The sequence below is a fragment of the Fimbriimonadales bacterium genome, from assembly GCA_035559795.1.
Lineage (GTDB): Bacteria > Armatimonadota > Fimbriimonadia > Fimbriimonadales > ATM1 > DATMAR01.
Map to the genome: position 1 here is coordinate 69,413 of DATMAR010000003.1, position 24,835 is coordinate 94,247.

General features: G+C 46.3%; 25 protein-coding genes and 1 tRNA gene. 17 read left to right on the forward strand and 9 right to left on the reverse strand.

Annotated features, from left to right (window positions below; all coding sequences use genetic code 11):
* Nucleotides 1-306: 306 nt before the first annotated feature.
* From VNK96_00885 to VNK96_00895, 3 genes are all read left to right on the forward strand, one after another.
* Entirely contained in the window at nt 307-942 is a 636-nt protein-coding gene (locus VNK96_00885; protein HWP30271.1) for an AAA family ATPase, read from the forward strand.
* On the forward strand, nt 887-1,402 hold the full coding sequence (locus VNK96_00890) for an AAA family ATPase (GenBank protein ID HWP30272.1): 516 nt from the start codon (nt 887-889) through the stop codon (nt 1,400-1,402). Before VNK96_00885 ends, VNK96_00890 begins: the two co-directional genes overlap by 56 nt.
* Before the next feature lie 432 nt (nt 1,403-1,834).
* Nucleotides 1,835-2,134, forward strand: coding sequence for a hypothetical protein (locus VNK96_00895; protein HWP30273.1), 300 nt, complete (start codon nt 1,835-1,837; stop codon nt 2,132-2,134).
* Between the two features lie 49 nt (nt 2,135-2,183).
* On the opposite strand, the gene VNK96_00900 is transcribed toward VNK96_00895, so the two are convergent.
* Complete coding sequence (locus tag VNK96_00900; GenBank protein ID HWP30274.1) at nt 2,184-4,175, reverse strand: pyridoxal-dependent decarboxylase; 1,992 nt, start codon at nt 4,173-4,175, stop codon at nt 2,184-2,186.
* Between the two features lie 122 nt (nt 4,176-4,297).
* Between VNK96_00900 and VNK96_00905 the strand changes: the two genes are divergently transcribed.
* The gene (locus tag VNK96_00905; protein ID HWP30275.1) at nt 4,298-5,674 is read left to right on the forward strand and encodes a hypothetical protein; all 1,377 of its coding nucleotides are present in this window, start codon (nt 4,298-4,300) and stop codon (nt 5,672-5,674) included.
* Nucleotides 5,664-6,473, forward strand: a complete 810-nt coding sequence (locus VNK96_00910; protein HWP30276.1) for a Crp/Fnr family transcriptional regulator — start codon at nt 5,664-5,666, stop codon at nt 6,471-6,473. The genes VNK96_00905 and VNK96_00910 overlap by 11 nt, the downstream gene beginning before the upstream one ends.
* Nucleotides 6,474-6,529: 56 nt before the next feature.
* Here the strand turns inward: VNK96_00910 and VNK96_00915 are convergent, their stop codons facing one another.
* Nucleotides 6,530-7,102 carry a molybdenum cofactor guanylyltransferase gene (locus tag VNK96_00915; GenBank protein HWP30277.1) on the reverse strand — a complete coding sequence of 191 codons (573 nt, stop codon included), beginning with the start codon at nt 7,100-7,102 and terminating at the stop codon, nt 6,530-6,532.
* A gap of 335 nt (nt 7,103-7,437) precedes the next feature.
* Between VNK96_00915 and VNK96_00920 the strand changes: the two genes are divergently transcribed.
* From VNK96_00920 to VNK96_00930, 3 genes are all read left to right on the forward strand, one after another.
* The gene (locus tag VNK96_00920) at nt 7,438-7,752 is read left to right on the forward strand and encodes a carboxymuconolactone decarboxylase family protein (protein HWP30278.1); all 315 of its coding nucleotides are present in this window, start codon (nt 7,438-7,440) and stop codon (nt 7,750-7,752) included.
* A 38-nt stretch (nt 7,753-7,790) separates the two neighbouring features.
* Nucleotides 7,791-8,915 carry a hypothetical protein gene (locus VNK96_00925; protein HWP30279.1) on the forward strand — a complete coding sequence of 375 codons (1,125 nt, stop codon included), beginning with the start codon at nt 7,791-7,793 and terminating at the stop codon, nt 8,913-8,915.
* An 88-nt stretch (nt 8,916-9,003) separates the two neighbouring features.
* Entirely contained in the window at nt 9,004-10,551 is a 1,548-nt protein-coding gene (locus tag VNK96_00930; GenBank protein HWP30280.1) for a VCBS repeat-containing protein, read from the forward strand.
* A gap of 188 nt (nt 10,552-10,739) precedes the next feature.
* Here VNK96_00930 and VNK96_00935 read toward each other — a convergent pair.
* Nucleotides 10,740-10,814 (reverse strand) — tRNA-Thr (locus tag VNK96_00935).
* A 273-nt stretch (nt 10,815-11,087) separates the two neighbouring features.
* On the opposite strand from VNK96_00935, the gene VNK96_00940 reads away from it, so the two are divergent.
* From VNK96_00940 to VNK96_00950, 3 genes are read left to right on the forward strand one after another with little or no spacing between them, the layout of a single operon-like run.
* Nucleotides 11,088-11,564, forward strand: a complete 477-nt coding sequence (locus tag VNK96_00940) for a hypothetical protein (GenBank protein HWP30281.1) — start codon at nt 11,088-11,090, stop codon at nt 11,562-11,564.
* The gene (locus tag VNK96_00945) at nt 11,564-12,133 is read left to right on the forward strand and encodes a prepilin-type N-terminal cleavage/methylation domain-containing protein (GenBank protein ID HWP30282.1); all 570 of its coding nucleotides are present in this window, start codon (nt 11,564-11,566) and stop codon (nt 12,131-12,133) included. Before VNK96_00940 ends, VNK96_00945 begins: the two co-directional genes overlap by 1 nt.
* Nucleotides 12,130-13,794 carry a hypothetical protein gene (locus VNK96_00950; GenBank protein HWP30283.1) on the forward strand — a complete coding sequence of 555 codons (1,665 nt, stop codon included), beginning with the start codon at nt 12,130-12,132 and terminating at the stop codon, nt 13,792-13,794. Before VNK96_00945 ends, VNK96_00950 begins: the two co-directional genes overlap by 4 nt.
* 116 nt (nt 13,795-13,910) lie before the next feature.
* Here the strand turns inward: VNK96_00950 and VNK96_00955 are convergent, their stop codons facing one another.
* Both VNK96_00955 and VNK96_00960 read right to left on the reverse strand, forming a co-directional pair.
* On the reverse strand, nt 13,911-14,642 hold the full coding sequence (locus VNK96_00955) for a phytanoyl-CoA dioxygenase family protein (protein HWP30284.1): 732 nt from the start codon (nt 14,640-14,642) through the stop codon (nt 13,911-13,913).
* Nucleotides 14,643-14,659: 17 nt separating this feature from the next.
* Nucleotides 14,660-15,718, reverse strand: coding sequence for a M42 family metallopeptidase (locus VNK96_00960; GenBank protein ID HWP30285.1), 1,059 nt, complete (start codon nt 15,716-15,718; stop codon nt 14,660-14,662).
* Between the two features lie 167 nt (nt 15,719-15,885).
* On the opposite strand from VNK96_00960, the gene VNK96_00965 reads away from it, so the two are divergent.
* Together VNK96_00965 and VNK96_00970 are read left to right on the forward strand one after the other, a co-directional pair.
* Nucleotides 15,886-17,052, forward strand: coding sequence for an ABC transporter permease (locus VNK96_00965; protein ID HWP30286.1), 1,167 nt, complete (start codon nt 15,886-15,888; stop codon nt 17,050-17,052).
* Entirely contained in the window at nt 17,049-17,696 is a 648-nt protein-coding gene (locus VNK96_00970) for an ATP-binding cassette domain-containing protein (GenBank protein ID HWP30287.1), read from the forward strand. The genes VNK96_00965 and VNK96_00970 overlap by 4 nt, the downstream gene beginning before the upstream one ends.
* A 60-nt stretch (nt 17,697-17,756) precedes the next feature.
* Here VNK96_00970 and aspS read toward each other — a convergent pair whose 3' ends face one another.
* Nucleotides 17,757-19,547: an aspartate--tRNA ligase gene (gene aspS, locus VNK96_00975; GenBank protein HWP30288.1), complete on the reverse strand. Its 1,791-nt coding sequence runs from the start codon at nt 19,545-19,547 to the stop codon at nt 17,757-17,759.
* 46 nt (nt 19,548-19,593) lie between these two features.
* Between aspS and VNK96_00980 the strand changes: the two genes are divergently transcribed.
* Both VNK96_00980 and VNK96_00985 read left to right on the forward strand, forming a co-directional pair.
* Nucleotides 19,594-20,940, forward strand: coding sequence for a right-handed parallel beta-helix repeat-containing protein (locus tag VNK96_00980; protein ID HWP30289.1), 1,347 nt, complete (start codon nt 19,594-19,596; stop codon nt 20,938-20,940).
* Nucleotides 20,940-21,983 carry a quinone-dependent dihydroorotate dehydrogenase gene (locus VNK96_00985; protein ID HWP30290.1) on the forward strand — a complete coding sequence of 348 codons (1,044 nt, stop codon included), beginning with the start codon at nt 20,940-20,942 and terminating at the stop codon, nt 21,981-21,983. The genes VNK96_00980 and VNK96_00985 overlap by 1 nt, the downstream gene beginning before the upstream one ends.
* On the opposite strand, the gene VNK96_00990 is transcribed toward VNK96_00985, so the two are convergent.
* The 3 genes from VNK96_00990 to VNK96_01000 all read right to left on the reverse strand — a co-directional run bounded on the left by VNK96_00990 (nt 21,978) and on the right by VNK96_01000 (nt 23,830).
* On the reverse strand, nt 21,978-22,922 hold the full coding sequence (locus VNK96_00990; GenBank protein HWP30291.1) for a M48 family metallopeptidase: 945 nt from the start codon (nt 22,920-22,922) through the stop codon (nt 21,978-21,980). The two genes, VNK96_00985 and VNK96_00990, sit on opposite strands and share 6 nt — an antisense overlap.
* A gap of 31 nt (nt 22,923-22,953) precedes the next feature.
* Nucleotides 22,954-23,538: a LemA family protein gene (locus VNK96_00995; GenBank protein HWP30292.1), complete on the reverse strand. Its 585-nt coding sequence runs from the start codon at nt 23,536-23,538 to the stop codon at nt 22,954-22,956.
* A gap of 148 nt (nt 23,539-23,686) precedes the next feature.
* A complete protein-coding gene (locus tag VNK96_01000) occupies nt 23,687-23,830 on the reverse strand; it encodes a hypothetical protein (GenBank protein ID HWP30293.1) in 144 nt (47 codons plus the stop codon).
* A gap of 223 nt (nt 23,831-24,053) precedes the next feature.
* Between VNK96_01000 and VNK96_01005 the strand changes: the two genes are divergently transcribed.
* Together VNK96_01005 and VNK96_01010 are read left to right on the forward strand one after the other, a co-directional pair.
* Complete coding sequence (locus tag VNK96_01005; GenBank protein HWP30294.1) at nt 24,054-24,359, forward strand: hypothetical protein; 306 nt, start codon at nt 24,054-24,056, stop codon at nt 24,357-24,359.
* Nucleotides 24,356-24,796 (forward strand): hypothetical protein, encoded by a 441-nt coding sequence (locus tag VNK96_01010; GenBank protein HWP30295.1) that lies wholly within the window; start codon nt 24,356-24,358, stop codon nt 24,794-24,796. Before VNK96_01005 ends, VNK96_01010 begins: the two co-directional genes overlap by 4 nt.
* Nucleotides 24,797-24,835 lie beyond the last annotated feature (39 nt).

The window sequence follows — 24,835 nt, forward strand, 5'->3', positions numbered from 1 at the left end:
CGAACCCTCCGCTGGTTTTCTTCGTTCCCCCTATCGGAGGGATTGACAACGCTGCCGAAGGGGGTAAAAATTACAACAATAGGTCGCTGGTTCATCTGAAGGGGTGTATGGAACAAAGGACAGGTATACAATACTTACTTTCGGAGACTGCATTAGGAGTATCAAGAAAGTACCGGAAGTGGTAAAGAAAAACATATAACAACAGAAATTGTTGAGTAATATTCGAATTTTGTTAAGAAACGAGTTATCTGCCCTTGCCAAGAAAGAAACTATGACTAAAAATAGAAATATAAAGGAGGTCAAACCATGGCCATAAGGAAAATCAGAATATCGAACTTCAAGAGTTTTGAGAATATAGAAGTAGAGCTTGGTGACTTCAATATATTGATTGGAGCTAACGCTTCTGGGAAATCTAATTTTATACAGGTATTTAGATTTTTAATGGATATACCAACCCATAAATTGGATAATGCAATATCTATGCAGGGAGGCGTTGAATATCTCAGGAATATAAACATCGGTTCATCAAAATGTCTTTCATTAGAAATAGTATCCGACAATAAATTTGCACGATATGGACGAGTGTTAAAAACAAAAGCGAAAGAGCCGATGGGAATGGAAGTTTATGAAACGATTTATAAATTTGCCATTAAATTTAACAAAAGAGGAAGTGGATATGAAATTAACGAAGATAAATTAACACAAAGAATTAACATTGTTAAATTTAAAATTCATAAGAAAAAAATAGAAGAAAGAAAGAAAATTGGTCAAGGAGAAATGGTTTTTTCAAATATAAAAGGAAGACTTAATACTGACTTAAAACTGCAGGAAGGGCTGCCAATAGAAAAGGATGATATTATCCCACGTTTTTTGAGAGACTTTAAATTTGGGCACAAAAACCTTGCTTATAGGACATCCCTTCATTTTCTCACCTCTTTTTGATTTTTTCACTGATGCTATCGAAATATATGATTTTGATCCCAAGTTGCCAAAGAAAGCCATTCCCATAACTGGAAAAGCCGATTTGGAAGAAGACGGAAGTAACTTAGCCATCGTACTCAAAGATATCATAAAAAGCAAGGATAAAAAAAGAAAACTCTCCAATTTGGTGAGGGACCTTTTACCATTTGTGGATACTTTAGATGTGGAAAGGTTTGCAGATAAATCTTTGCTCTTTACCTTGCGAGAAATATACGCTAAAAATCGGTACTTGCCAGCATCATTGATTTCTGATGGGACAATAAACATAACGGCTCTAATTATCGCTTTATATTTTGGAAGAAAATCATTAATAATAATTGAAGAACCTGAGCGGAATATACACCCTTACCTCATCTCCGAGATAATTAAATTTGATGAAAGATGCATCGCGGGAAAAACAGATTATTGTTACCACTCATAATCCCGAAATAGTTAAGCATGCAGATTTGAAAGATATCTTACTTATCTCCCGGAATAAAGAGGGTTTTTCTACTATCTCGAAGCCTGGTGAAAAAGAGGATGTAAAAACATTCTTGAAAAATGAAATAGGGGTGGAAGAACTTTATGTGCAGAATTTACTGGAGATGTAAGGTATGAATTATAAGAGGTTATTTCTTTTTATTGAAGGCAACGACGATGAACGTTTCTTCGGAAGGATAATAAAGCCTATATACGAAGAAAAATATGATGTAAAGCTATGGAAATATGCACATCAAAAAAATAAAAAAATCGAAAATTTTCTTAAGAGTGTAAAATCCATGAAAGCTGATTATATCTTCGTAGCAGATATTAATCTAGCGCCATGCATAGCGGATAAGAAACAAATAATACAAAAAAAATAAATAATCTAGATATGGATAAAATAGTGGTGATAGTAAAAGAAGTAGAGAGCTGGTATCTTGCTGGACTAGACGACGACTCCTATAAAAGACTTGGAATGAAATGTTTTAACGTTACTGATGATACTACTAAAGAGCAATTCAACAATGTTATCCCTCGTAAATTTAATTCAAGAGTGGATTTCATGATTGAAATTCTTAACCTTTTTTCTATAGAGATAGCAAAGCGTAAAAATAAATCATTTAAGTATTTCTGTGAGAAAACATGTTCACGTGATTTAAGAGATAATGAAACAACTGACAATATAGCATAAAAGGTTCTCGTCTTACAGTATTTACCCAAATTTTACGCTTCTTAAAAACTTAGTGATATAAAGTTTTTGCTTCAATCTTTTCTCTCGTCATAGATTCCCAGATACTATTCGCTTCTCGATACAATTCTTCTACGAATTCGCTCAAGAAGTATCTTCCTTTTTCCTTTGCGAGCGTGTACCAAGGATTCATCAAAACGACGCGTAGGAGGAAAACGCCTTCCTTTCGGTACTCCTCGATAGACACACCAAGACGTTTCAAAAAATCCGCAAGCGTTTCTTCGGAATAACGTTCTGTGGTAATCAACGTGCGGCTGATGAAGAATTTCTGAGTATAGACAGAAGAGCGGGCATCAGGGGATATGCTGAATTTTTGGAAAATCCGCGAATTCAATTCGTTGATTTCCGCTAATGACGAGACACGATTCACAGGGCGGAAAAGAAAGCAAACAACATTCGAATCGGGGGGGCAAAGCAATAATCCTTCGCAAGTTGAGTTTTCTGCAAATTCGTTCCGCCGTTCCAAAAGCGCGGCGAATTCGCTCGCGTTTCGAACGGTTTCTCGAATCAATAGTCCATGTCCTTCGTTATCGAGAGGAATAAGCGTGTGGCTCAACCAAACCGAGGCGGCTGCGGCTCCCGGTTTGCTCCCTTCCAAGATGTAAGAGCCGATGCCATCCGTAAATTCCGGTGCAACGCTTATCGGCAACTTTTCGATATACGGAGCGTATTGTCGTACGACCCATTTGACAAGTTTGGATTTAAAGCATATCGCTCCGGCAGGATAAGGGCAGTATCCTAATTTGTGGGGGTCTACGCTGTTCGAGTCGCATTTCCCCAAATCTTCGAGTGCATCACAAACCGACTTTTCCGGAAGATGCAGATCGATTTTCCGAACTTCCCCCCCTAAAAGCACTTCCGCAGTCGGTTCTCCCAACCCTATACGCTTCGGAACCGTTACCGTGCGAAGATAACCACCATAAGCGGAGTCAGCATGAATCCAAAAAGAAGATGCCCCCCCTGATTCGCGTTCTTCTCGAAGCGAAGTTATGGCATCCACTGGGTCTATCGCTCCCTCTTCGGTCGTTCCAACCACGGGCACGACTGCTAAAACATGTTTTCCTTCCTTCTCGATTTCGTGGATCTTCTCTTCCAAGTCTTTTACCTTCATCCGAAAATGTCTGTCTACTTTGACTCGAATCAACGAATGACGCCCTAATCCCAATATGTCTGCAATTTTTGAGAAACTATAGTGGTGCGTTTCGGGCATCAATAACACGGGCTCGGATTGCAACATATTACAGACCGACACTAACCCATACTCCGCGACATTATAAGGTGAATTCCGATACGACTCCAAAAATCGTGCAAATTCATCGGGTTCATTACCGAATTTCGCAAGAAAGGCACTCCAACACTCCTCGAGGAAACCCAATGCGCGCTGAGGAGACATACCGAGAAGTTTCGTTTGCGACATCTCCGACAAAGGCGATTCGATACCAAGTTCCTTTACTACATCGCGCAAAACGAAAGGCAAATACTTTACGGAACGTGCAACCCACAATCCTTCTAAATTCGCTATAGTGCCGCAACTCGTGAGATGCGCCCAAGAATTCTCGTCGTATCCCAGCATTTTCGCAATCATTTGGGCGGCTTCTAATTCGAGACGAACCGTAACGGGGGCTGCTTCTGAAGTTACGTTGTTCGGATTATAAAGCATGGTTGCGAAATATCCAGCGATGCTCGGCATGGTTTGCGCAGAAACCATGTGGGCTGCATAGCGAGGACTGTGAAACGGAAAATCAGCCTTGAGCCTCGCCAGAAGTTCCATCAATCGGTCTTCGAACCGGTCGTTAAATTCCTCCTGCATGCGACGCATGCTCGAATCCACGATAAACCCATCTTCGGGAAAATAATTACGGCACCAGTGATGGTAATCGTCTACGATTCTTCGAATTAAAGAAGCGAATTCCTCACCATGTTCCGCTTTAGAACCCGAAAACCAAGCGCTAATCGAATGGAGCGAATCTTTACATTTTCTCACAGAGATAAAATATTTTTGCCTTTTCTCCCTCGCAAAACCATGATAAAAATCATATTCTTCGAATTCGCAAAAATATGATGTACATCATGGAAAGTATTCATTTTTGACCCTATGATGTTCGTGTGATTTCCGAAAAACGAACACTTCGGCGCATCCCCCTTCGTGCGGCACCTGCCAAGAATGCAAATTCGAGTGAAGTGGCAGCCCAAACCTCTATATACCGCCCATTTTTCCTCGCAGGCATTCTCAGCGTACTAACCGCCGGATGCTTGCTCGGAGCAGTGGCTTTGTTAGGTATCTCTTTCAACCAAAACTACACTTTAAGCGCATGGAGCCCTTACATTCTCGCCCACGCCAATTCCCAAGTCTATGGATGGGTCGGTTTTTTCATCATGGGCTTCGCTCTGCAACAACACTCGCCCTCCCTATCGAAGGTCGTTTTATTTTATCGGTTGGCTTTCATTTCTCTGGTTTTGATGGGTTTAGGAATCGCACTGCGTTTCGCGGCTGAACCTCTATCGAGCGTAGAACCCGAAATTTGGATACCCATCGGAGTTCTATCCACAGTGATGCAAGCCATCGCTGTTGCGCTTTTCATAATCAATATTAGAATAACGCGTTTTGTCGCGCCTGACAGCACTTCTACATGGCAAACGAAGTTCGTATTCCTTTCCCTCTTTTGGTGGCTCATTGTCGCTTTTTCCGAACCTTTTTATTTCTTGAATTCTCACCAATCGGATTCTACGGCGAGCATCATGTTCATCGCGAAATGGTTTCCGCCGTATCGTGATGTGCAATTCCTCGGTTTCGTTTCCATGATGATTTTCGGGGTGGCTTTTTCGAAACTCCATTCCTGCTTCGGATTCGAAGCGGCAGAACGCAAATGGGGACATATCGGGTTATCGCTATGGACGATAGGATTACTCATGCGAATCTTCGGATGGTTGAGCGGTTTCGACGCTGGTTTTTCGGGGGGGAGCAAAATCATTTTCAATGCTGGCAATTGGCTTCTGCTTTTAGGTGCGATTCTTCTCGTTTGGAATACGAAAGTGTTCTCCACACCGGAAGTCTCTCTTCCCTCGCATAAATTTTTACGCGCTGCGTTTTCTTGGTTATTGATTGGGGGGGTGCTAATGGTTCTCGAACCGTTTCATCTACAAGCGATAGGCGCACCGTTTTCCCATGCCTACGTAGGCGCTATACGCCATGCTGTCACCGTCGGTTTCATTTCACAAATGATCGTAGGCGTATCGTTATTGGTCGTCTCGCGAATGAACGACGTAGACCCTACGAAACAAGGCGAACTGTGGTCTGTTTTTTGGCTTTTGAATTTAGGAAATGCTGCGAGAGTCTTTTTAGAAATCGGCACGGATTATTCATCTTACGCTTTTCTCCCGATGGGTCTAACCGGATTCATCGAACTCTCTGCCCTGGGTATTTGGGCATGGAGTATATCGCGAATCATGTTGCGCAAACAGATGGTGAGTTATGCAAACTAAATCGAACCTAACAAAAGCTAAGAAACTCTATTCCAAACTTTGGAACAATTTCCACATTCTAAAGAAAGAACTTCTGCACGCATCTCCACAAAAGATTTTCGAAGCGAGCCACTTAAGTGAAATTCTAACACCGAAAGAAATCGCTCTTATGTCGGAGCAATCCTACCTTGCGTCCGCTGAGCGTGGAGAAATCCTTTGGCTCGCCGGCATGCCCGCGGATTACGTAACTTTGATCGTGAAAGGTTTCGTAAAACTTACGAAATTATCCGTTTCAGGGCAAGAAGTCGTCGTAGACATTTTAGGACCGGAGCATTGGGTGGGATTAGTTACGGCAGTCGAAGGCTTAGGACATCCTTGTCATGCCGTAGCAGGAACTCGCGTTTGGTACTTGAAAATTCCCACTTCAGCATTTATGAGTGTTTATACAAAGAATACGAAATTGAAAGACAGCGCATTGAGAGAGTTAGGGGAACGACTTCGACGCGCTCACGAAATGATGGCTCGTTTATCCTCGGGAAATCTCGAGGAACGATTAGCGGCAACATTGCTGATTCTAAGTAGTCAATATGGCGAAAACACTCCAAAAGGCTTAAAACTTAAAATTCGTTTACCTATAAAAGATTTAGCAAATATCGCGGGGGTCTCGTATGAAAATACAGAGCAAATCTTAGATATTTGGAAAAAGCGCAATATTTTACATATCGACCATCGCAATATTCTCATCCAAAACCAAGAGGCACTCGGTGAAATAGTAGCCCAAATCTCGATTCCGCCTTCCACAGAAACGACTTTGCAATGAAACAAAAAGAGGGGGACTCGAAAATTTAGAAGAAAATGTAGATATTCTTTGATCTTTCATCTCTTCCGAGATGACGAGGAAAGAAAGTGCTCTAATTCTTCCGGAGTATTTATATTTCGTATCGCCCAAGGGTCGAAATTCTCGAAAAGTTCATCCTCCTCAACCACTTTTACCCTGAGACGTTTTATCCAACCCATCACTCGTTTTTCTCCCGACTCGACTAAATCTTTTAAAATTCCGAATGCTTCCCTCTTATACAAAGCGCAAAGGGGCTGTAGTTCGCCATCCACCCTCGGTATCGCGACATCCCCCCCCATAGAACGTTCATAAAGAAAGGGAACCAACTTTGCATCGAAGTTCGGAATATCGCAAGAGACTACGAACACGTAATCTTTTTCGGGCACGAACTTCGAGAGCGCACGAGCAGGTCCTGCATATGCCTCTTCGTCTTTCAAAAACCTGCAGCCTTCGATAGGACGATTCCCTAATACCGTAATTGGAATGCCCAATCCGCGAAGCTCTTGGACGATTCGTTCGGCGATGGTCTTGTCTCTTATTTTTATCTCTCCCTTATCACAGCCCATGCGAAGGCTCGCGCCTCCTGTAAGAAGAACAGCCTCGATTTCCACAGCAATAAGATTACCTTTACAAAATAAGATTACCTTTCTAAAATGGTTGCCTTATGTCTAAATCATGTCCTTTATAATGCCTTTTTAGGGGGTGTGATAGACGACTCGTTTTCGAATTCGTTCGTCTAAACACACAACCTTCCTGCATAACCGCCGTAAGGCGCATGATCAGAGGTACATCTTGTAGGAACGTCGTAAGGCGCGATTCTTGCAGAGCACTTAAAGTCGCGATCAAAAAACAAACGTAATGAGGAGTCGTAATCCGAATCCCTCTGCTATTATTGAAGGGAATAGTAGCGGCGTCGAGCCGTAAATAAAACATCAGGAGGAAAAAAATGAGCAAACTGCCGAAACATTACACGGAGTTTTTAGAAAAGTATCCGAAAATTGCCGAGACATATCGTGCTTTAGGTGACGCAGTCTCCTCAGTGGGACCGCTGGATACTAAAACGAAGGAACTCATCAAATTGGCTCTCGCAATCGGTAACCGCCAGGAGGGAGGTGTGCACAGTCATACTCGTAGGGCACTCGAAGCAGGAGCTACGAAGGACGAAATCCGGCACACCGTTTTGCTTTCCCTTACGACGATTGGCTTTCCGAACATGATGGCGGCTCTTTCTTGGGTCGAAGACGTTCTGGAAAAAGATTGAATCCACGCGATTGAAAAAAGCATAAAAAAGGAAACTAAATGCAATTCGGTTGGAACATACGCACCACCACCTTCGACACTGATTCGGAGGCGTTAGAAAAAGAAATCGAATTCCTGAAGAAAGTCAACACGAAATTCGTCCGAGACCAAGGTGCTGCTGCAGATGCAGTATTTCATCGCAAACGAAACATCCTTTTTCATCCGGAGCATGAACATCGAGTTATTCGCGCCTTGGAAAAGGCGCGCATCGAATTTCGCATCGTCCTCGTTCATTCAACACCTTGGGTCATCGATGCTGCCCCCCCAGAATGGGTGCAAGCGATGCGCGACTATCGCCACCCGGATGGGACGCAAATCCCCCCCTGGCATATCGCTCCTGCGCTCGTTACGCTCGGTTTTTTCGGAAAGCATTCCGCATGCGACGAACTGCGCGACGCGATGAGGCATTGGGTCATCTTCGCGGGAGCCTATTTTCGTGGATTTCGCAACGTTCGCGCCGAAATCGGCAACGGTTCCGATAATCAACGCTGGCACAAATGGGGTCCTTGGTCGTTTCTCAATCCTGCATGGCGAGCGTTCGTGCAAGAAAAACTAGGCGTGCGTGAAATTTATTCTTTCAAAGAAGTTTTGGATTTCGAAGCGGAACTCGGAGATTTATTCACATTCCACTCGGGAGGATTGCCCATAGATCCCGCCTCAGGCTTTGCTTATATGGGCAAAGACGGTGTTATAACGCTTACCGGACCGAGAGAGACGGAACAAATGCCCGAGGGTCGCATTCAAACCCCCCCCGTGCAATGGTACGGACCTACACCGAAAATCATTTCCGAATGCGGAGTGACCGACAAACTTATTCCGGAGCGAGGAAAAAAATTTCTCGAAATGATCAAGTTCTTGGAAAGTAAAGGCGTTACTCATATCGGATTTTTCGAAGGGACAGAAACCCGCCTGTGGCCTTTCGTCGCAGAAAGCGGCGCGACCCTCTCGCTTTGGGGTCTCGGAAAACGCCCGTATCGCGATTACCTGGACTTGGTGCGCGAGCACCTGAATGGTGAATTCCCCGAGTTCTCTGCCCTTTTCGCCCTTCGCCACACCGAGCCAGGATTGGCGGAACTCTTCGAATTTTTGGAAAAGCAGTCCATCTTACCGCGAACGCCTATATAATATAATCAATACTTTTCGAGAGCAGCAGGCTTCGCTTGCGAAAAAAATTATCATTCTCGGAAACTCTACATTAGAGGCTCTGCAATAAATGAAAACGTTGATTCTATTTCTGCTCGCGTGTATTGCGCAAATTAGTTTCGCCCAACTCAATTACGTCGAATCCTCGACGGGACTCCAAGCTCCCGCCATGGAAGCGGGACCGACTGAAATCGAATTCGCCGACGTAAATGCAGATGGCAATCTTGATATCGTTTGCATCGGTGACCACGGCTCTCCCTATATCGGCTCAGGCGAACACGGTGTCATGGTATGGTTCGGAGACGGGTTGGGAAATTGGTCGGTCCTTCAAGTCGGGAATTTCGGATACGGGGGGGTCGCTCTCGGTGATATCAATAACGACGGTTTGATGGACATCGGATATGCAATGCATCACAATTACTCTTCGACGGATTTCGGAAATCAACTTATGGAAGTCGCGCTCGGAGACGGAACGGGAACGAGTTGGATTCCATGGGACGATGGGTTAGCGACGAACGGTGAGACATACGGAATGTTCGGATGCGATTTTGCCGACATCGACAACGACGGGGATTTGGATTTCGGCTCTATTTCTTTCGGATGCTGTGCTGGAGTTCATGTGTATCGAAACAATGGCGATGGAACGTGGACGCAAACGTTCGGATTCACGGGGGGGAATTCGACACTGGTTTTCGTCTTCGGCGAAATCAACGGAGATGGATTTGTTGATTTTGCTTGCGGACATGGCCAAGGTGCTGGTTCTGTGTATTTAGGCGACGGCAAAGGTGGATTCAAACCCGGCGATGGCAATCTCCCCCCCGCTGGCAATTACGGACGTTACGGAATTTCTCTCGGAGATATAAACGACGACGGAAAAGACGATCTGGCATATGTAACCGGCAGCGGAGCCATCAAAGTCTACAGTTGGGCTTCCGATGGAAGTTGGACGAATCTCACCGGCTCACTTCCCACTTCCGGTTTTTACGGGACGCAAATCGCGGACATGAACTTGGACGGTCATGGTGACATCGTCGGTTTTGCACTGGGAAGCATCAAAATTTTCACCGGTGACGGGAACGGGAATTGGACGCTCATGGCTACGATCACGACTCCCAACTCGTGCGACCTCGCGGCTTGGCGCGCTGGTTACGACTTCGACCATAACGGTTATCCGGACGTCGTTCGAATCGCAGAAGAAAACTGTTCATGGTCGGGGGGGCAGAACCGACCTCGAGCATATAAAGAAGCCTCGACTCCTCAATCCCCGTGGATTTTTCCGAAAACCCCGAGGGGGGGCGAGACTCTCGTGGCAGGCTCCGTGCGATTCATCGAATGGCATGCTGCCGTCCCACAAGAAGTCATGCCTGCAACCATGAGCATCGAAATTTCCACCAAAGGTGCTTCGGGACCTTGGCAAACCATAGTCAGTGGAGCTCCGAACAATGGCCGCTTCCAATGGCAAATTCCTCGCACTCTCCCTTCTTCGAAAAATTGCTATTTGCGCTTTACGCTGACGACTTCGAATGGCACAATTCGCACGACTACTTCGAAACCCTTTTCGATCGTGCACACATATTCTCCGACAGATCCGAAACCAGCCCCCCCAAGAGGCGGATAGTTTCCGAAGGCTAAAGTTGTAATATAAAAAACACTTGTCTATTCACGTTCCTAAAACGCGCCGGAACATCGTTCCGCTTTTGTCGCATAGCAAGTTTTTTGCCCGGAAACTAAAGAGAAATCCCTTCGATACACATCCACTTGGGCTCTATCGCTCCTTAAAAAGGAGCCGTCAACTAATGAATAGTCTGGAGCCGGCGACAGGATTCGAACCCGCGACCCGCGGTTTACAAAACCGCTGCTCTACCACTGAGCTACGCCGGCAAAGCAAACATTAGTTTACTTTCTGAAAATACCCAAGTAAAAACACCGTGCATCGTTCACTCTTTCCTCCCCCAACTTAGAGACCACGAATTTTAAAACAAAAAACGAGGTGGCGCGGTAGTCAATACACTTTTCTGATAAGCAAAGCGCTTTTCCCAGACGGCGCGAGGATTCGAGGGGAAGGACAGAAAAAGTGCCAGTTTTTTCGGGGGATTTCTCCAAATATAGCGCAATCTACGGAAGAAATCTTTTGTGCCAAGCGTTTTCTGCCGAGTGCCAGCTTCTTTGTTCGCGCGTAAGACGGGCAGACATGAGAAGGGTTTCAGCGTCGTAGACTGCCTGTTTGCCTTTCTCGTGCTCGGAATAGGTTCTCTCTCTCTCATGGCTTTAATGAGCACCCTCGGTCGCAGTCACTATATGTCCGACGAGATGTCGAGGGCAGTGCAGATCGCCTCGCGTCAATTGGAGCAACTCCGGATTGTGAAATACGAGAACCTCGAGCCCGAGAAGTTGTCCTCCTTAGGTTTGATTGACCCTTGGGACGGCTCTGGACCGTTGACGTTCTCGAAACTTCCCGGCGAAGAAGCGGTGAAATTCTCTGTTTCGCATTCCCTGAAAAAAGGAATCGGTGAAGTAGAGATCAATGACGTGAGCGACACCGTACGCGAGGTCATCGTTCGCGTGAAATGGGAAGCGCCCTCAGGAAAGACTCGCTCGGTGGAACTCTCCGCCATCATAGGAAAATACTGATGAAAAAACGAGGTGCAACTTTAATAGAACTCATGGTGGGGGTTTCTCTCACTGCGCTTCTCATTCTTTCTGCGCTTACGCTGTTCACGGAAGGTTTGAGTTCGCTCAATCGAACGGACACGCGTTTGGTTCTAACACAAGATGGCGCACTAACCATGCGAAGAATTACAGAATCTCTTCGCGAAGCGTGTTCCGTAGAAATTTCACCCGATGGACGCACTTTGTATTACGAACTTCCGTTGCGAAACACGGTGCCCGACCCTTTAACAGGTGAATACGAATTCGTCACTCCCATCGTGAGTGATGGTATCGAAAGGTCATATTACGTAAAAGAAGACACGCTATATAGTCAAGTAGGAAGCAGTGCCCCAATACCCTTGATGTCAGGTATTTCGTTGAAAGACCCTGAAAAAGGTTCTTCATATAGTTCTCCATATCCTGTATTTAGTTTTACGAGTTTAGGTTCGTTGAAGGGAGTTCGAATTACATTAATCTCCGAACAGAAGACGCCCCGCAGATTGGAATATTCGCGTATGTCTTCTGTCGTTGAACTGAGGAACATAAAATGAAGGATCGCAAAACAAAACTTTATCGCAATCGAGGAATCACATCCGTAGTCATGCTTTTGGTTTTAACCGTGCTTCTTTTGGGAGCATTAGCGGTAAGCGGTATCGCGGGTTCAGGAATGTCGCGAGCACGCAGAGAATACTATGCCGCTCAAACATTCCAGGCTGCTCAGGCTGGCGTGGATTATCAGCGGCAAGAGTTAATCAATTATCTCGAACAGCACGGGCTGAAACTTTCCTATCAAGAAAGAAAATTGGAGGACTTGCCCATCACGCTTCCCGAAGGTGTTACGGGAAAAATCACCGTGATGCCTTTCGAAGGAGACCGCGCTTGGATAACTTGTGAAGCGCAACTCAAAGGTGTCTCGAGGAGCGTGCGTGTTCTCGTCAAAGCCCGAGACGTCAGCATTTGGAACAACGCAATTTTCGCCGGAAGCGGAGCGAGTGGACAAGCTATCAATGGAAATGTGGATATTCGCGGCTCCGTTCATTTGTTGGGAAACGGCGAAGCGTTCAGCGATTTGAACGGAAACGGCAAGCGCGACGATGCTGAGCCTTTTGAAGACAAAAACGGTAATGGAATGTGGGATGCTGGTGAAAATTTCACCGATTCTAACGGGGATGGCGTGTGGAATCCAGCAGAGCCTTACAACGACTCGAACTGGAACGGGAAATACGACCCCCCCATGACCGTTACGGAATTGAATTCGTCGTTTTCCGGGACTGCGTATATCGGGAACAATTACAACGGCGCTCCTGCCGATTTGATCTCCAAAATCCCCCCCATTCCTGAAGTGGATGGCAAGAAGTCCCTTTCCACGGAAGTACGCGTGAAACACGGTCAAATTAAGATACAAGGGTCTGCGACCGTAGGCACACAATACAACTACAACGGTGCGAAGGGACCTGTGGACGGGACGTATGTCAGTGATGGATGGACAGGTAGTCCCGGAGCCGGAGGCGTTTATTCGGATAACGGCACTGGTGAGCAGTATGACTTGGGTGACAAAGTGGAATTTCCTCTCATAGACGGAATCGGCGCAGAGCCTTATTACGATGCTGTTACGGGGACTACGTATTCGACATTCAAAGATTACTTAGACGATAACAGCATGACCGTAAATTTATCGTCGTTCAGCACGAGCATGAGTGCATTCACTTATGGTCCTGATGCTCAAGGGAATTATCTCTCATGGGATCCCAGCACGAACACGCTCACCATCAAAGGGATTATCAAAATCAATGGTAATTTCACACTCGGACAGAAAAAACAAACCATTAACTTCGATGGGAACGGAACGTTTTACAGCACGGGAACGATTGACATTCACGCAAATCTTCTGCCGAAGAGCGGGAAACTATTCCCCACCGGTGCGGTCATTGGACTCGTTGCTTTGAAAGATATTAATCTTGCAACGGGTTCAGGAGATTCTCAACTCATGATGATGGGCGCATTTTATGCGCAAGGTACGATTCGTAGCGCGAAACAAAATCAAATCGCCGGAACTTTCGTCGCGAACTATTACGACATGGGAACGAACGTACCGAACATTTATCAAGTACCTAAGTTAAAAGATCACCTACCGCCAGGAATGCCGGGTGGAGAAATCTATGTCACCGTGAAACAACTCACTTGGCGGGATAGAGTTCCGAAAGACGGCTAAAGCCCATAAAATAACTTCGTTATCGCTATAGTGCTGGTTTTCTAACCAGCACTATTTTTTCATATTCTGATGACTATAACCACATTTAACAGTAACGGCGGCATGTGTAACAATCTTCAATGCAATTGTGATTCGCCTTCGAGTTTCGTACTCGCTTCTCCCTCGTAATGGCATATAAACGCTCTTCGAAAACGGTCCGAAGTTTTATTCGGCAAACTTCCGTGCAGAGTAAGCCCTGAAAAAAACAAAACATCGCCAGGTTCTAAAATCACAGGGACGAAGCGAATGCCTTCTGGAACGTAACTACCCTCTGCTGTAAAAGAGAGGTCTGTATCCGCTTCGACGCGTGGTAGTAATCCTAATTTATGCGAACCAGGTGCCATCAACATCGTGCCGTTTTCTTCATCTGCAGGATCGAGAGCGACCCATGCAGCTGCTAATGGTGTCGTTCGAAGATAGAGATTATCCTGATGAAAAGATTGACCTCGCGCACCTGGCGGTTTGAAATATAACATCGTTTGTGTCAGCACTGCTTTTTGACCCAAAAACGCGCTAATCGGAGTTGTCAAACGAGAATCGAGCATCCATTCTTTCGTTTTGTCATCGTAATAGTGCATTTGAATGAGACGGGGATACTGCTGAAGAGGGTCGTATGCATCGGTTTGTGTTTTTCTCGGTACTCCTGCAAAATCTCCCGGATGGGCTCCTTGCTGATTTATTTTCATATAGTGTTCGATCATTTCCAAAATCTCATCGGTCGAAAACAATCCGCGAATCACGAGATAACCGTTTTCATGATAACTTTTTAATTCGCTTTCCGATAGATTCACACTGCGAACATCTCTCATTCGTAAGCCTCCTGGTTTTAATAGCGATAATTTCCTCGATGTGCATCCTCGATGTATCGCGTGAGAAGCTGCACGCAAGCGTCCACATCGTCCGAATGCACCGTCTCGTTTACAGTATGGACATAACGCGTCGGAATGGAAAGAGTAAACGAAGGAATCCCTCCGTGCAATCTTTGGATACCTCCTGCATCGGTTCCTCCACGAGGAAGAATTTCGATTTGATGCTTGATTTCGTACTTTTCTGCAAGAGAGCGAAAATGTTCCACCATTTTAGGATGACAAATTAGAGAACTGTCCATGATTTTAATCGCAGCGCCTGCTCCTAAACGAGTGACCGTTTCTTGTTCCGGTATTCCCGGTATATCGTTTGCGAGTGTAATATCTATTGCTACAGCGATATCGGGCTTGATGCTCCATCCGCTCGCGCTCGCGCCGCGAAGCCCCACCTCTTCCTGTACCGTCGCCACCGCAAACACATCTACTTGATGTTTTTTGACCGCTTTTAGGGCTTCAATCATCACATAGATCGCAACGCGGTCATCCATGCTTTTACAAGTAAGCAACTTGCCCATTTGCATCAATGTTCGATTCATTGTGACCATATCGCCTAAACGCACCGTCGCTTTCGCTTCGTCTGCGCTCATCCCGATGTCTACTACGAAATTTTCCATCTCGGGAGGTTTTTTTTGTTCCTCTGGCGTTTGCATATGAACCGGTTTCGTCGAATAAAACAAAACGCCGTTGAGCATCCCGTTTCTCGTATGGACAAAAACCCTTTGGCTAAACATTTGTCGTGGGTCCCATCCTCCGAGTGGCTGCACGCGTAAAAAACCCTTATCGTCTATATGTTTTACGATGAATCCAATTTCATCCATATGCGCGGCTATCATCAGACGCTTCGGTTTGCCGCTGCGAGGCTTCACGGTCGCTTTCTTTTTGCAGATGAGATTGCCCATCACATCCACTTCGAATTGACAAATCCCTTTGAGTTCGTTTTTTACGATATCTCGAATAGCATCCTCTTGACCGGAGACTCCAGCAGCCTCCGTAAGCGTTTTCAGGAGTTCGATATTCATAGTTTCTTTTTACCTTTATTCGGAAAACTCTTTGCTCTCTTTCGCGAAGTCCTTCTGCACTTTTTCTCAGTATACGAGTTCCCGAGCAAGAACTTCGAGGAAGAAAAAAATCATAATAATGCAAGCCGCAGGATTAACCCTGCAATGGGAAAGCATAATTAAATTCGATGCCGTTACTTTCCCGAAAAAGGATGCTCCGCAAACCGCTGGCTGCATGGGTTTTTTATTCGAGAAATCCGGGAAAATCCGTGCCGATTATTCTTGCGATACTTCTCGCAATTACTCTGATTGCGGGTGTCGTCGCCGTAATGAACTCCGTCCCACTTTCCATTCGAAAAATTTACGGACACGGACGTTTCTTTACTGGAGCGACCTCACGAGGGGATATGCGTTTCTTCCCGGAACTTTTGACACATTTCGAAAAATCCCCAGTGCCTATCGAAAGAAAAGTCGTATGCCAAACAGCGACATTCGAAATCAAAAGCCTCGTCGGTCCTTGGCCATTTCTGGTTTACGGATTGAAATCGAAAGACGTGGAGTACGTTACTAAGAAATTAGGACTTCGTGTTTTAGAAGGTCGACTGCCTCGTCCCGGAGAGCCGGAAGCGGCAATCACTCTCCCCGTTGCACGCAATCTCCGACTTTCGATTGGGGATGTTCTCCTCGCTCCTGATCGAGAGAAACGTTATTCACCGCAACCTGTTCGAGTCGTCGGCATTTGGAATAGCGAGGAGTGGTTCGCTATAACGTCCTACGAATATCTTTTTCACAATCATTTTCCGCCATTGGATGCTCTGCTCGTATTTGCAAAAGACGGAAACATGCAGCGGCAACTGGATGTTTGGGCGGAAAAGAGCCTGTTGGGAAAACACGCTCGAGCATACACTTATATTCAACTCGAAAAAGAAACGAGGCAGACTTTTGCGACACTTTTTGCGATTCTCAATCTCGTAATCGGGATGCTCGTGATTCTCGTTACGTTGATGATGAGCATGTTGATTCAAATTTTTCTTTCCCAGCGTTCCACCGAGTTCGGCTTGTTGCAAGCCATCGGGTTTACGAAAAAGCAATTGATGCGCAGGGTGCTTGCAGAATCTTTTTGGATTACCATTGTCGGTTGGATTTCCGGGGCGATTTTTGCGCTTCTCATTTTTCTAACCGTAAAGAATATCTATTTCGAACCACGAGGGTATTATCTCAATCCTTTCGACGTTCCCGCGTTTCTTTACACGGCTCCCATCCCCTTGGCGATATTTTTAGCGTCTTTCTTTACCGTTTGGAATTGGTTTCGTCGTTTCGATCCGATAACCATCATCGAACGGAGGATTGCATGATCCTCGTGCGCGATGCGTCTTTGGTTTATAAAGATCGTGGAACCGAAATTTACGCATGCCGCAATCTCAATTTGCATATTCGCGACAAAGAATTCATCGGAATATTAGGACCCAGCGGCAGTGGAAAATCGTCGTTGCTTTATTTGCTGAGCGGTCTTAAAGATCCGACTCTCGGAGAGGTACTTTTTCGAGGAATTCCATATCGAGAATATCGCGAAACAGAACGAGCGCGAATTCGGCTAAAAGAATTCGGATTTCTTTTCCAGTTACCCTATCTGATTGGTTATCTTACGGCATTAGAGAATGTAGTTCTCGTTAATCCGTCCTTACCGAATGCACGAACACACGCCGAACATCTTTTAGAGCAACTGTGTTTGAAGGAAAAAATGCACAGATTGCCGAACGAATTATCGGTGGGGGAAAGACAACGCGTTTGTGTTGCAAGGGCGTTGTATTCGTCTCCCGATGTGATATTCGCGGACGAGCCCACTGCATCGTTGGATTCTATAACGGCACGACAAGTCATGCAGATTCTGGCGAAAAAACGACAAGGAACTTTGATTGTCGCGACCCACGACTCGGGGATACTCAGTTCGGCGGACCGCGTCTTTCGGATGCAAGACGGGAGGTTGATAGAAAACTGATTTCAAAAGAATGATTTCAAGGCAATGCGCATCCCCCCTTTCTAAGGAGGACATATGAGACTATTCTTTACGCGGTCTTAACATGAGCCCGAGTTCTTCCCATTGTTCGGGTTCGATGGTATCGGGAGCGCGCATCATCGGGTCGTATCCCGCGGCGATTTTCGGAAAGGCGATGACTTCGCGTATATTTTCCTCGCCCAATAGAAGCATCACGAGCCTGTCTATCCCGGGTGCGATTCCGCCATGAGGGGGGGCACCGAAACGGAACGCATCCAACATATGCCCGAAACGTTTTCGCTGTCGCTCCTCGTCGATTCCCAGCAACCGAAAGACGCGTGCTTGGATGTCGGAACGATGAATACGAATACTTCCGCTTGCCCATTCCACTCCGTTGCAAACGATATCGTAACAATCCGCTCGAACTTTTCCAGGATTCGTTTCGAGAAATTCCAAATCTTCCGTTTTAGGTGCTGTGAAAGGATGATGGCTGGGTTGCCAAGACTTCGTCTCTTCATCCCAAACGACGAGCGGAAAATCTAAAATCCAGCAAAACAGCAATTTTCTTTTGTCTCGCAATCCGCATCGTTCGCCGATTTCTACACGCAGTCTCGCTAACGATTCACATACGATTTCCGGCTTATCCGCTACGAACAGCAAAAGATCTCCTTCGTTTCCTTTAGAAAGTTCGAAGATTTTTTCTAATTGAGGTTGTGTGAAATATTTTGCGATTCCCTTCTTCTCTCCGGACTCGTAAGTGAAAGGCAGATTGGCTAAACCCTTCGCTCCGAAGTTCTTCGCGAAGGTTTCGAGTTCGGAAACTTGGCTCCTCGAAAGCCGAGCCCCCCCTGGATAGCAAACTCCTTTCACGATTCCACCCGATTCCACTACTGAGCGGAACACATTGAATTCACTTTCTTTTGCAATCTCGCTGATATCGAAAAGTTCCAAAGCGAAGCGTAAATCCGGTTTATCCGTTCCGAAACGCCGCATGGATTCATCGTAGGTCAAACGAGGAAAAGCACCGACAGGCTCTAAATCCAACCCGAATTTTTCGATGACTCGATTGCAAACCGTTCGCGTAACCCCTTCTGCAATTTGCAAAACGTCCTCTTGCTCGACGAAACTCATCTCTAAATCCAGTTGTGTGAATTCCGGTTGTCTGTCTGCGCGCTGTGCTTCATCGCGGAAGCATTTCGCGATTTGGTAATAGCGTTCGATGCCAGCGACCATGAGGAGTTGTTTATATTGTTGAGGGCTTTGCGGCAAAGCATAAAATTTTCCTGGCTCTAAACGATAAGGCACGAGATAATCGCGCGCCCCCTCCGGCGTGCTTTTCGTAAAAATCGGCGTTTCTATTTCTATAAATCCTCGTTCGTCGAGATACTCGCGAATGAGGCGAACGCATTCGGCGCGCACGACGAGATTGCGAAGCATCGTCGGTCTGCGGAGGTCGAGGTAGCGATACTTGATTCGCAACTCCTCGCTCACTTTTTTCATTTGCTCCTCGTCCGAAATCGGAAAAGGAAGCACATCGCACTCGTTCAGAACTTCGTAATCTTCGACAATGACTTCGATTTCGCCCGTGGGGATTTTCGGATTCACAGTTTCCGGACTTCGAGGAACGACTTTTCCGGTGACGCTGAGACAAAACTCGTTGCGCAATTCTCGGAGGTTCGGAAAACGAGAGACGTCGAAGTTCAACTGGCAGATGCCGCTACGGTCGCGCAAGTCTACGAAAAACAAACCTCCCAAATCTCGCACGCGATGACACCAGCCATTCAGCGTGATTGTTTTTCCTACATCGGATTTGCGTAATTCTCCGCAAAAGTGCGTCCGCTTCTTGAATCGCATTTGAGTCTTCAAGTATAGCCTTTACGAGTTTGGGTAACTTGACTTTATGCGTTTGAAGCCTAAAGACGGAATGCTCCTCGATAAAAGCGTTCAACTCGAGCCGGGAACGTATGTGCTGCCGTCCGGCATTCGTATCGCAAAATCAGGCATCGAGATAGGTGCGGAAGGGGTTACGCTCATCGGCGATTCTCGTAAAGGGGTTGGAGTCAGCCTAAAAGACCTCGAAGGCGTTGTCCTACGCGGTCTCTCGCTCCGGGAGTATTACTACGGCGTCTCTGCCGAGAGCTGCCATTCGCTCACAATCGAGAGGTGCAGTATTACCTCGACTGCGGAATTACCCCCGAATACGGAGTTTTTAGACATCTGGCTTCCTGCGGAAAGAGCCTATGGGGGAGGGATAAGGTTAATCAACTGCGAAGATTGCGAAATTCGAGAGAACGATTTACAGCATCAAATGTGCGGTTTGCTCACCTACTATTGTAAGAACTTGAGTGTCCGTCGAAACCAGTGCAATTACAATAGCGGCTTCGGTATCCATTTATACGCGACCTGCGATTCCGTGTTTTCGGAAAATTCCTGCGACTATTGTTGCCGTTTCGAACCTCGAGAGGGGGGGTTGCATTACGGACATATGGGAGCGGATTCTACGGGTTTTCTGATCGTTTACAATTCTTGTCGAAACAAATTCCTTCGGAATACCGCTCGTATGGGGGGGGACGGGTTTTTCTTGGCTGGTCTTTCCCCGAATTTCGAGCCATGCGGTTGTGACGAAAATCTCTTCGAAGAAAACGACGCCTCTCTCAGCCCGAACATCGCCTTCGAAGGCACGTTCAGCAAAGGAAACATTTATCGAAAGAACTATGCCGATAGATGCAACTATGGTTTTTGGTGCGGATATTCGAGAGATTTCGTCATCGAAGAAAATCGAATGCTTTTCAATCGTCAGGCGGGAATCGCCGTGGAAAACGGTGTGGGGTTTATCGTTCGAGGAAATACTTTTCAATCCAACGGACACGGAATTTTACTCTGGAGTCGGTATCACGAGGAATTTCTCAAATCCTATCCCGACAGAGACACGAGCCGCGATTGGGAAATCGTAAAAAACAAATTTTATCGCAATGGAATCGGCATTCGCATTGCAGCGAATCAAGACCACGGAATTCGAAATCTTCCCGAGGAAGCGAGTGCTCCCCCCCACCTCTATCCGCACTCTCACCGTATCATAGAAAACGATATTCAAGACAACGGAATAGGTATCGAACTTTATCGAACTAGCCGCAATATTATTAAAGGAAATATTCTCAACAAAAACGTGGAAGCGAATTTGCGTTTGGACGACGCTGAAGACAACGAAATCGTAAACAACTTGGGAAGTCGAGGAGCGTACTTATAATTTACGAGAAATTCATAAAACCGCTACTTTTCGCATTACCCCCTGAAACGGCACATCAGTTGGGGTTGACTGCAATATCTTTGGAAATCCCGAAGGTTCCGAAAGTAGACGACGAACGTTTACGATGCAAAGTGTTCGGAAAAACATTAAAACATCCCCTTGGATTGGCTGCGGGATTCGACAAAGACGGAATCGCATTAGAGGCTTGGGAGAATCTCGGCTTTTCTTTCGTTGAAGTCGGGACGGTAACTCCCTTGCCGCAAAAAGGCAATGCACCCCCCCGTCTTTTTCGTCTCGTCGAAGACGAAGCATTGATCAACCGAATGGGATTCAATAACGAAGGCATAGACGCTTTGCTCGGAAAACTCGAAGAAAGGACCGTCACGATTCCCGTCGGCGTCAACATAGGGAAAAACAGGGAGACTCCTATCGAAAAGGCTTTCGAGGATTATGAAATTTGTCTAAAAAAAATTCGTGGTGTTTGCGATTATGTGGTCATCAACGTGAGTTCTCCGAACACTCCCGGGTTGCGCGAACTGCAAAAAAAATCCCATTTGGAAAATCTTCTCGCTTCCTTGAAAAAAATCGCACCGAACGAGCGCATCTTTCTCAAAATCTCTCCCGATTCGAGCGACCAGGAATTGAAAGAAATCTCCGAAATTGCGCGAAAACTGGAAATCTCCGGTTTCGTTGCAACGAATACGACAACAGCGCGAGAGGGTTTGAATTCTCCTTTGCAAAACGAGGAGGGGGGGCTTTCGGGAAAACCTTTGCGCTCTCGTGCATCGGAAGTATGCAAAAAACTTCGAATGTATGCGGGAGAAGAAATGGAGATCATCGGTGTGGGGGGGATTTTCACTGGGATGGACCTCTTCGAACGCCTGCGTGACGGAGCGAATGCCTGTCAGATATTTACCGCTTTGGTTTATCGAGGACCTGCTGCCGTCGCCCTTATTTTGCAAGAACTTATCGAATGTATGGAGCAAAAAGGAATCTCTTCGATAGAGGAAATTCGCAAAAGCGCTTCGCGTTGCCCATCATGAAGTGTGTTCCTCTACGCGTTTATGACCCATATATCCCATAGCCCTTAGCCTACGGATACGCTCCTCCACGGGGGGGTGGGTGCTGAAAAGACTCGTATCTCCCAAAAAACCTACTTTTTTAAAGGGGTTCACGATGTACATGTGCATCGTCGCTCGATTCGCAGCCTCTAATGGTTCTGGATCCTTTGCAATTTTTTCGAGAGCGTCTGCTAAAGCATCCGGATAACGTGTAAGTTGCGCCGCGGTAGCATCCGCTAAAAATTCTCGAGAGCGACTAATGGCCATTTTGATTAAAATCGCAAACAAAGGTGCGAACACCATCAGCAATACGATGATGAGCATAACGATAGCATTCGCCCCGGAATCATTTCTTCTGCGTCGAGGTCTGAGCCCTACACGAAAAAACGCATCGCGCAAAAGGACGATAATCCCGACGGTGAGAGCGAGTGTCATCATCAAGCGGATATCGTAATTTCTGATATGTGACATCTCATGGGCAACTACACCTTGCAGTTCGTCGCGATTCAACTTTTCTAACAATCCGGTTGTCACACAAATCACGGCATGCTGCGGGTCCCAACCTGTTGCGAATGCATTCGGCGCACTGTCTTCGATAACATACACTTTCGGCATCGGAATTCCCGCGGCTATCGCTATTTCTTCAGCGACGTTGCGAAGCATGCGGTCTTCTTCTTGCGTTGCTTCTCGAGCACCCGATAAACTCAACACCCACTGCGCACCTGAATCTTTCATCAACAAAAAATAAATGCCTACTGCAACGGAAGCACCCAGGCTCCCCACCCACCAGAAATCGGGTTCGTAAAAGTAAACGAATCCGCCCGCAATTGCAGCGAGCAGACTCATCATGAGGAAAACTAAGATGAACGTGCCGCGTTTGTTTGCGCTGATTTCACGAAAGAAAGTCGTGCGGCTCGACATCTCCAATTATTTATTCGTGATGACGTAGCGATTATGTGAATTTAACTTGCACCGGCTCGCGTGCTTCCGGTTCTTCGATTTCGAATAACTCCTCAGGCTTGAAGCCGAACATTCCCGCGATTATATTGGTGGGAAACTGCTGCAACTTCGTGTTGTATTGCATCACGCTATCGTTATAAAACTGCCTCGCAAATGCGATTTTGTTTTCCGTCGAACGCAATTCCTCTTGAAGTTGTGCCATCGTTTGGCTCGCTTTCAATTCGGGATAATTCTCTGCCAAAGCGAATAACCCACCGAGCGCCCGCGTCAACGCATTCTCCGCCTCCGCTTGTTGGCGTACACCAGAAGCGCTGAGAGCCTGCGCACGCGCTTGCATCACTTTCTCGAGCGTCTCCTGCTCGTATTTCATATAGCCTTTAACTGTTTCCACCAAGTTGGGAATCAAATCGTATCGTCTTTTCAATTGAACATCTATTTGGCTCCAAGCATTTTTGACTTGCTGCCTCAACCCAACCAAAGAGTTGTACATCCCGATCAGCGTTAAAGCGATGAGGACGATAACTCCGAGGAAAATCCAAAAACCCACCCCGATCTCTGCTAACAACATTCGTTCCATTCTCTTAGAAACCTCCGTAGGCGTATTCTACACAAGAACGCCCAGAGACAATAAAAATCTACGCTAGAACTTGCATGAGGGTTGCAAAAAACAAAAGGCGCCTATGAAATGAACACTTAGGCGCCTAGACGAATCGCTTTCGAGGAAGCTAGCTACTCGGTTCCTCCGTTTTCTGCTGGTCCTGTGTCGGTGCTGTACCCTGGTCTTTTTGTTCTTCCTGCTGCTGCGTACAGCCTGCCAGGACTCCTGCTAATACGGCGACCGCCATCAAGAATGTAAGGATTCGTTTCATAGATTCACCTCCTATGGGTTTAGATTACGCCGGACGGAATGCCTCCCTCTCGGCACACTACCTTTATACCCTTATTCAGAAAAGAAAGGCTGCGGTATCCTCATTTTTCATGTCAAACGGTGGCAATGTCCTCGTAGGGGTTGCTACATCTTTGCTGCTCTCCGCCCTTGCCTTAGGGGTCTTTTCCATGAAGCAAATGGATGGGCCCGAGGGGAGACTCCATATGTTCTTCCGTGCTGTACGGCACGGAAACGAGGAACAGGCTCTGAAGGCTGCGAGTGGTGATAAGAGGGCGATAGCCCTTCTTGCCAACGAAGTTTTGCGTCTTCTTCAAAGCGGCGCTCGGTATGACGTCATCGAAGTAAAACGAGAAAACAATGAAGCGATTGCTCTCGTCGAGTTTCGACTGGGTCGTTTCATCGAGAGGTCAGTTTGGTTTCTCAGGCGGTCCGAGGGGGAGTGGAAGGTGGACGCGAATCGTACAGCGCTCGCCTCTTACGGATATCCACGACGTTATCTTCCACTATGAAAAAGGTTCTTTATCTTCGTTTAGATGCTTTGCTTGTTTTTTTAGCCATCCTCGTTTTAGGGGGGCTTGCAATCTACGTTCTTCAGCAACAGACACCTGAAGAGGCGGCGGAAGAGTTTTTGCAAGCGTTGGCTAAAAAAGACATAGATAAACTCCTCCAAGTTACTTATTTAGAAAATCCCACCCGCCCTCTGCGCGAGCAATGGGATTTTTGCCTGAACCAAGCGGCGAAAAATTATATATTCATTTGGAACTATGTAGGCAGTCAGAGAATAGACGAAGAACATGCTTCGGTAAAAGTCGAGTTCATGGTATTTCATGGACTCGAACCATCTTACGAAGAACCGATAGAAATCCCCTTGGTTTTGCGTGACGGAAAATGGAAGGTGGATTTGAATTCCCTTTCGAGAAAGTTCTTTCCCGCGCTACCGAAATAAAGGAAAACCCAAGAAAAAAGTCGAAATTTTCCCACTTCG

Bases quoted from the DNA above. Each gene is read 5' to 3' on its own strand.
- VNK96_00885 (HWP30271.1), top strand. From the start codon at position 307: ATGGCCATAAGGAAAATCAGAATATCGAACTTCAAGAGTTTTGAGAAT.
- VNK96_00895 (HWP30273.1), top strand. From the start codon at position 1,835: ATGGATAAAATAGTGGTGATAGTAAAAGAAGTAGAGAGCTGGTATCTT.
- VNK96_00910 (HWP30276.1), top strand. From the start codon at position 5,664: ATGCAAACTAAATCGAACCTAACAAAAGCTAAGAAACTCTATTCCAAA.
- VNK96_00920 (HWP30278.1), top strand. From the start codon at position 7,438: ATGAGCAAACTGCCGAAACATTACACGGAGTTTTTAGAAAAGTATCCG.
- VNK96_00925 (HWP30279.1), top strand. From the start codon at position 7,791: ATGCAATTCGGTTGGAACATACGCACCACCACCTTCGACACTGATTCG.
- VNK96_00930 (HWP30280.1), top strand. From the start codon at position 9,004: ATGAAAACGTTGATTCTATTTCTGCTCGCGTGTATTGCGCAAATTAGT.
- VNK96_00945 (HWP30282.1), top strand. From the start codon at position 11,564: ATGAAAAAACGAGGTGCAACTTTAATAGAACTCATGGTGGGGGTTTCT.
- VNK96_00950 (HWP30283.1), top strand. From the start codon at position 12,130: ATGAAGGATCGCAAAACAAAACTTTATCGCAATCGAGGAATCACATCC.
- VNK96_00955 (HWP30284.1), bottom strand. From the start codon at position 14,642: ATGAGAGATGTTCGCAGTGTGAATCTATCGGAAAGCGAATTAAAAAGT.
- VNK96_00960 (HWP30285.1), bottom strand. From the start codon at position 15,718: ATGAATATCGAACTCCTGAAAACGCTTACGGAGGCTGCTGGAGTCTCC.
- VNK96_00965 (HWP30286.1), top strand. From the start codon at position 15,886: ATGCCGTTACTTTCCCGAAAAAGGATGCTCCGCAAACCGCTGGCTGCA.
- VNK96_00970 (HWP30287.1), top strand. From the start codon at position 17,049: ATGATCCTCGTGCGCGATGCGTCTTTGGTTTATAAAGATCGTGGAACC.
- aspS (HWP30288.1), bottom strand. From the start codon at position 19,547: ATGCGATTCAAGAAGCGGACGCACTTTTGCGGAGAATTACGCAAATCC.
- VNK96_00980 (HWP30289.1), top strand. From the start codon at position 19,594: ATGCGTTTGAAGCCTAAAGACGGAATGCTCCTCGATAAAAGCGTTCAA.
- VNK96_00990 (HWP30291.1), bottom strand. From the start codon at position 22,922: ATGTCGAGCCGCACGACTTTCTTTCGTGAAATCAGCGCAAACAAACGC.
- VNK96_00995 (HWP30292.1), bottom strand. From the start codon at position 23,538: ATGGAACGAATGTTGTTAGCAGAGATCGGGGTGGGTTTTTGGATTTTC.
- VNK96_01000 (HWP30293.1), bottom strand. From the start codon at position 23,830: ATGAAACGAATCCTTACATTCTTGATGGCGGTCGCCGTATTAGCAGGA.
- VNK96_01005 (HWP30294.1), top strand. From the start codon at position 24,054: ATGTTCTTCCGTGCTGTACGGCACGGAAACGAGGAACAGGCTCTGAAG.
- VNK96_01010 (HWP30295.1), top strand. From the start codon at position 24,356: ATGAAAAAGGTTCTTTATCTTCGTTTAGATGCTTTGCTTGTTTTTTTA.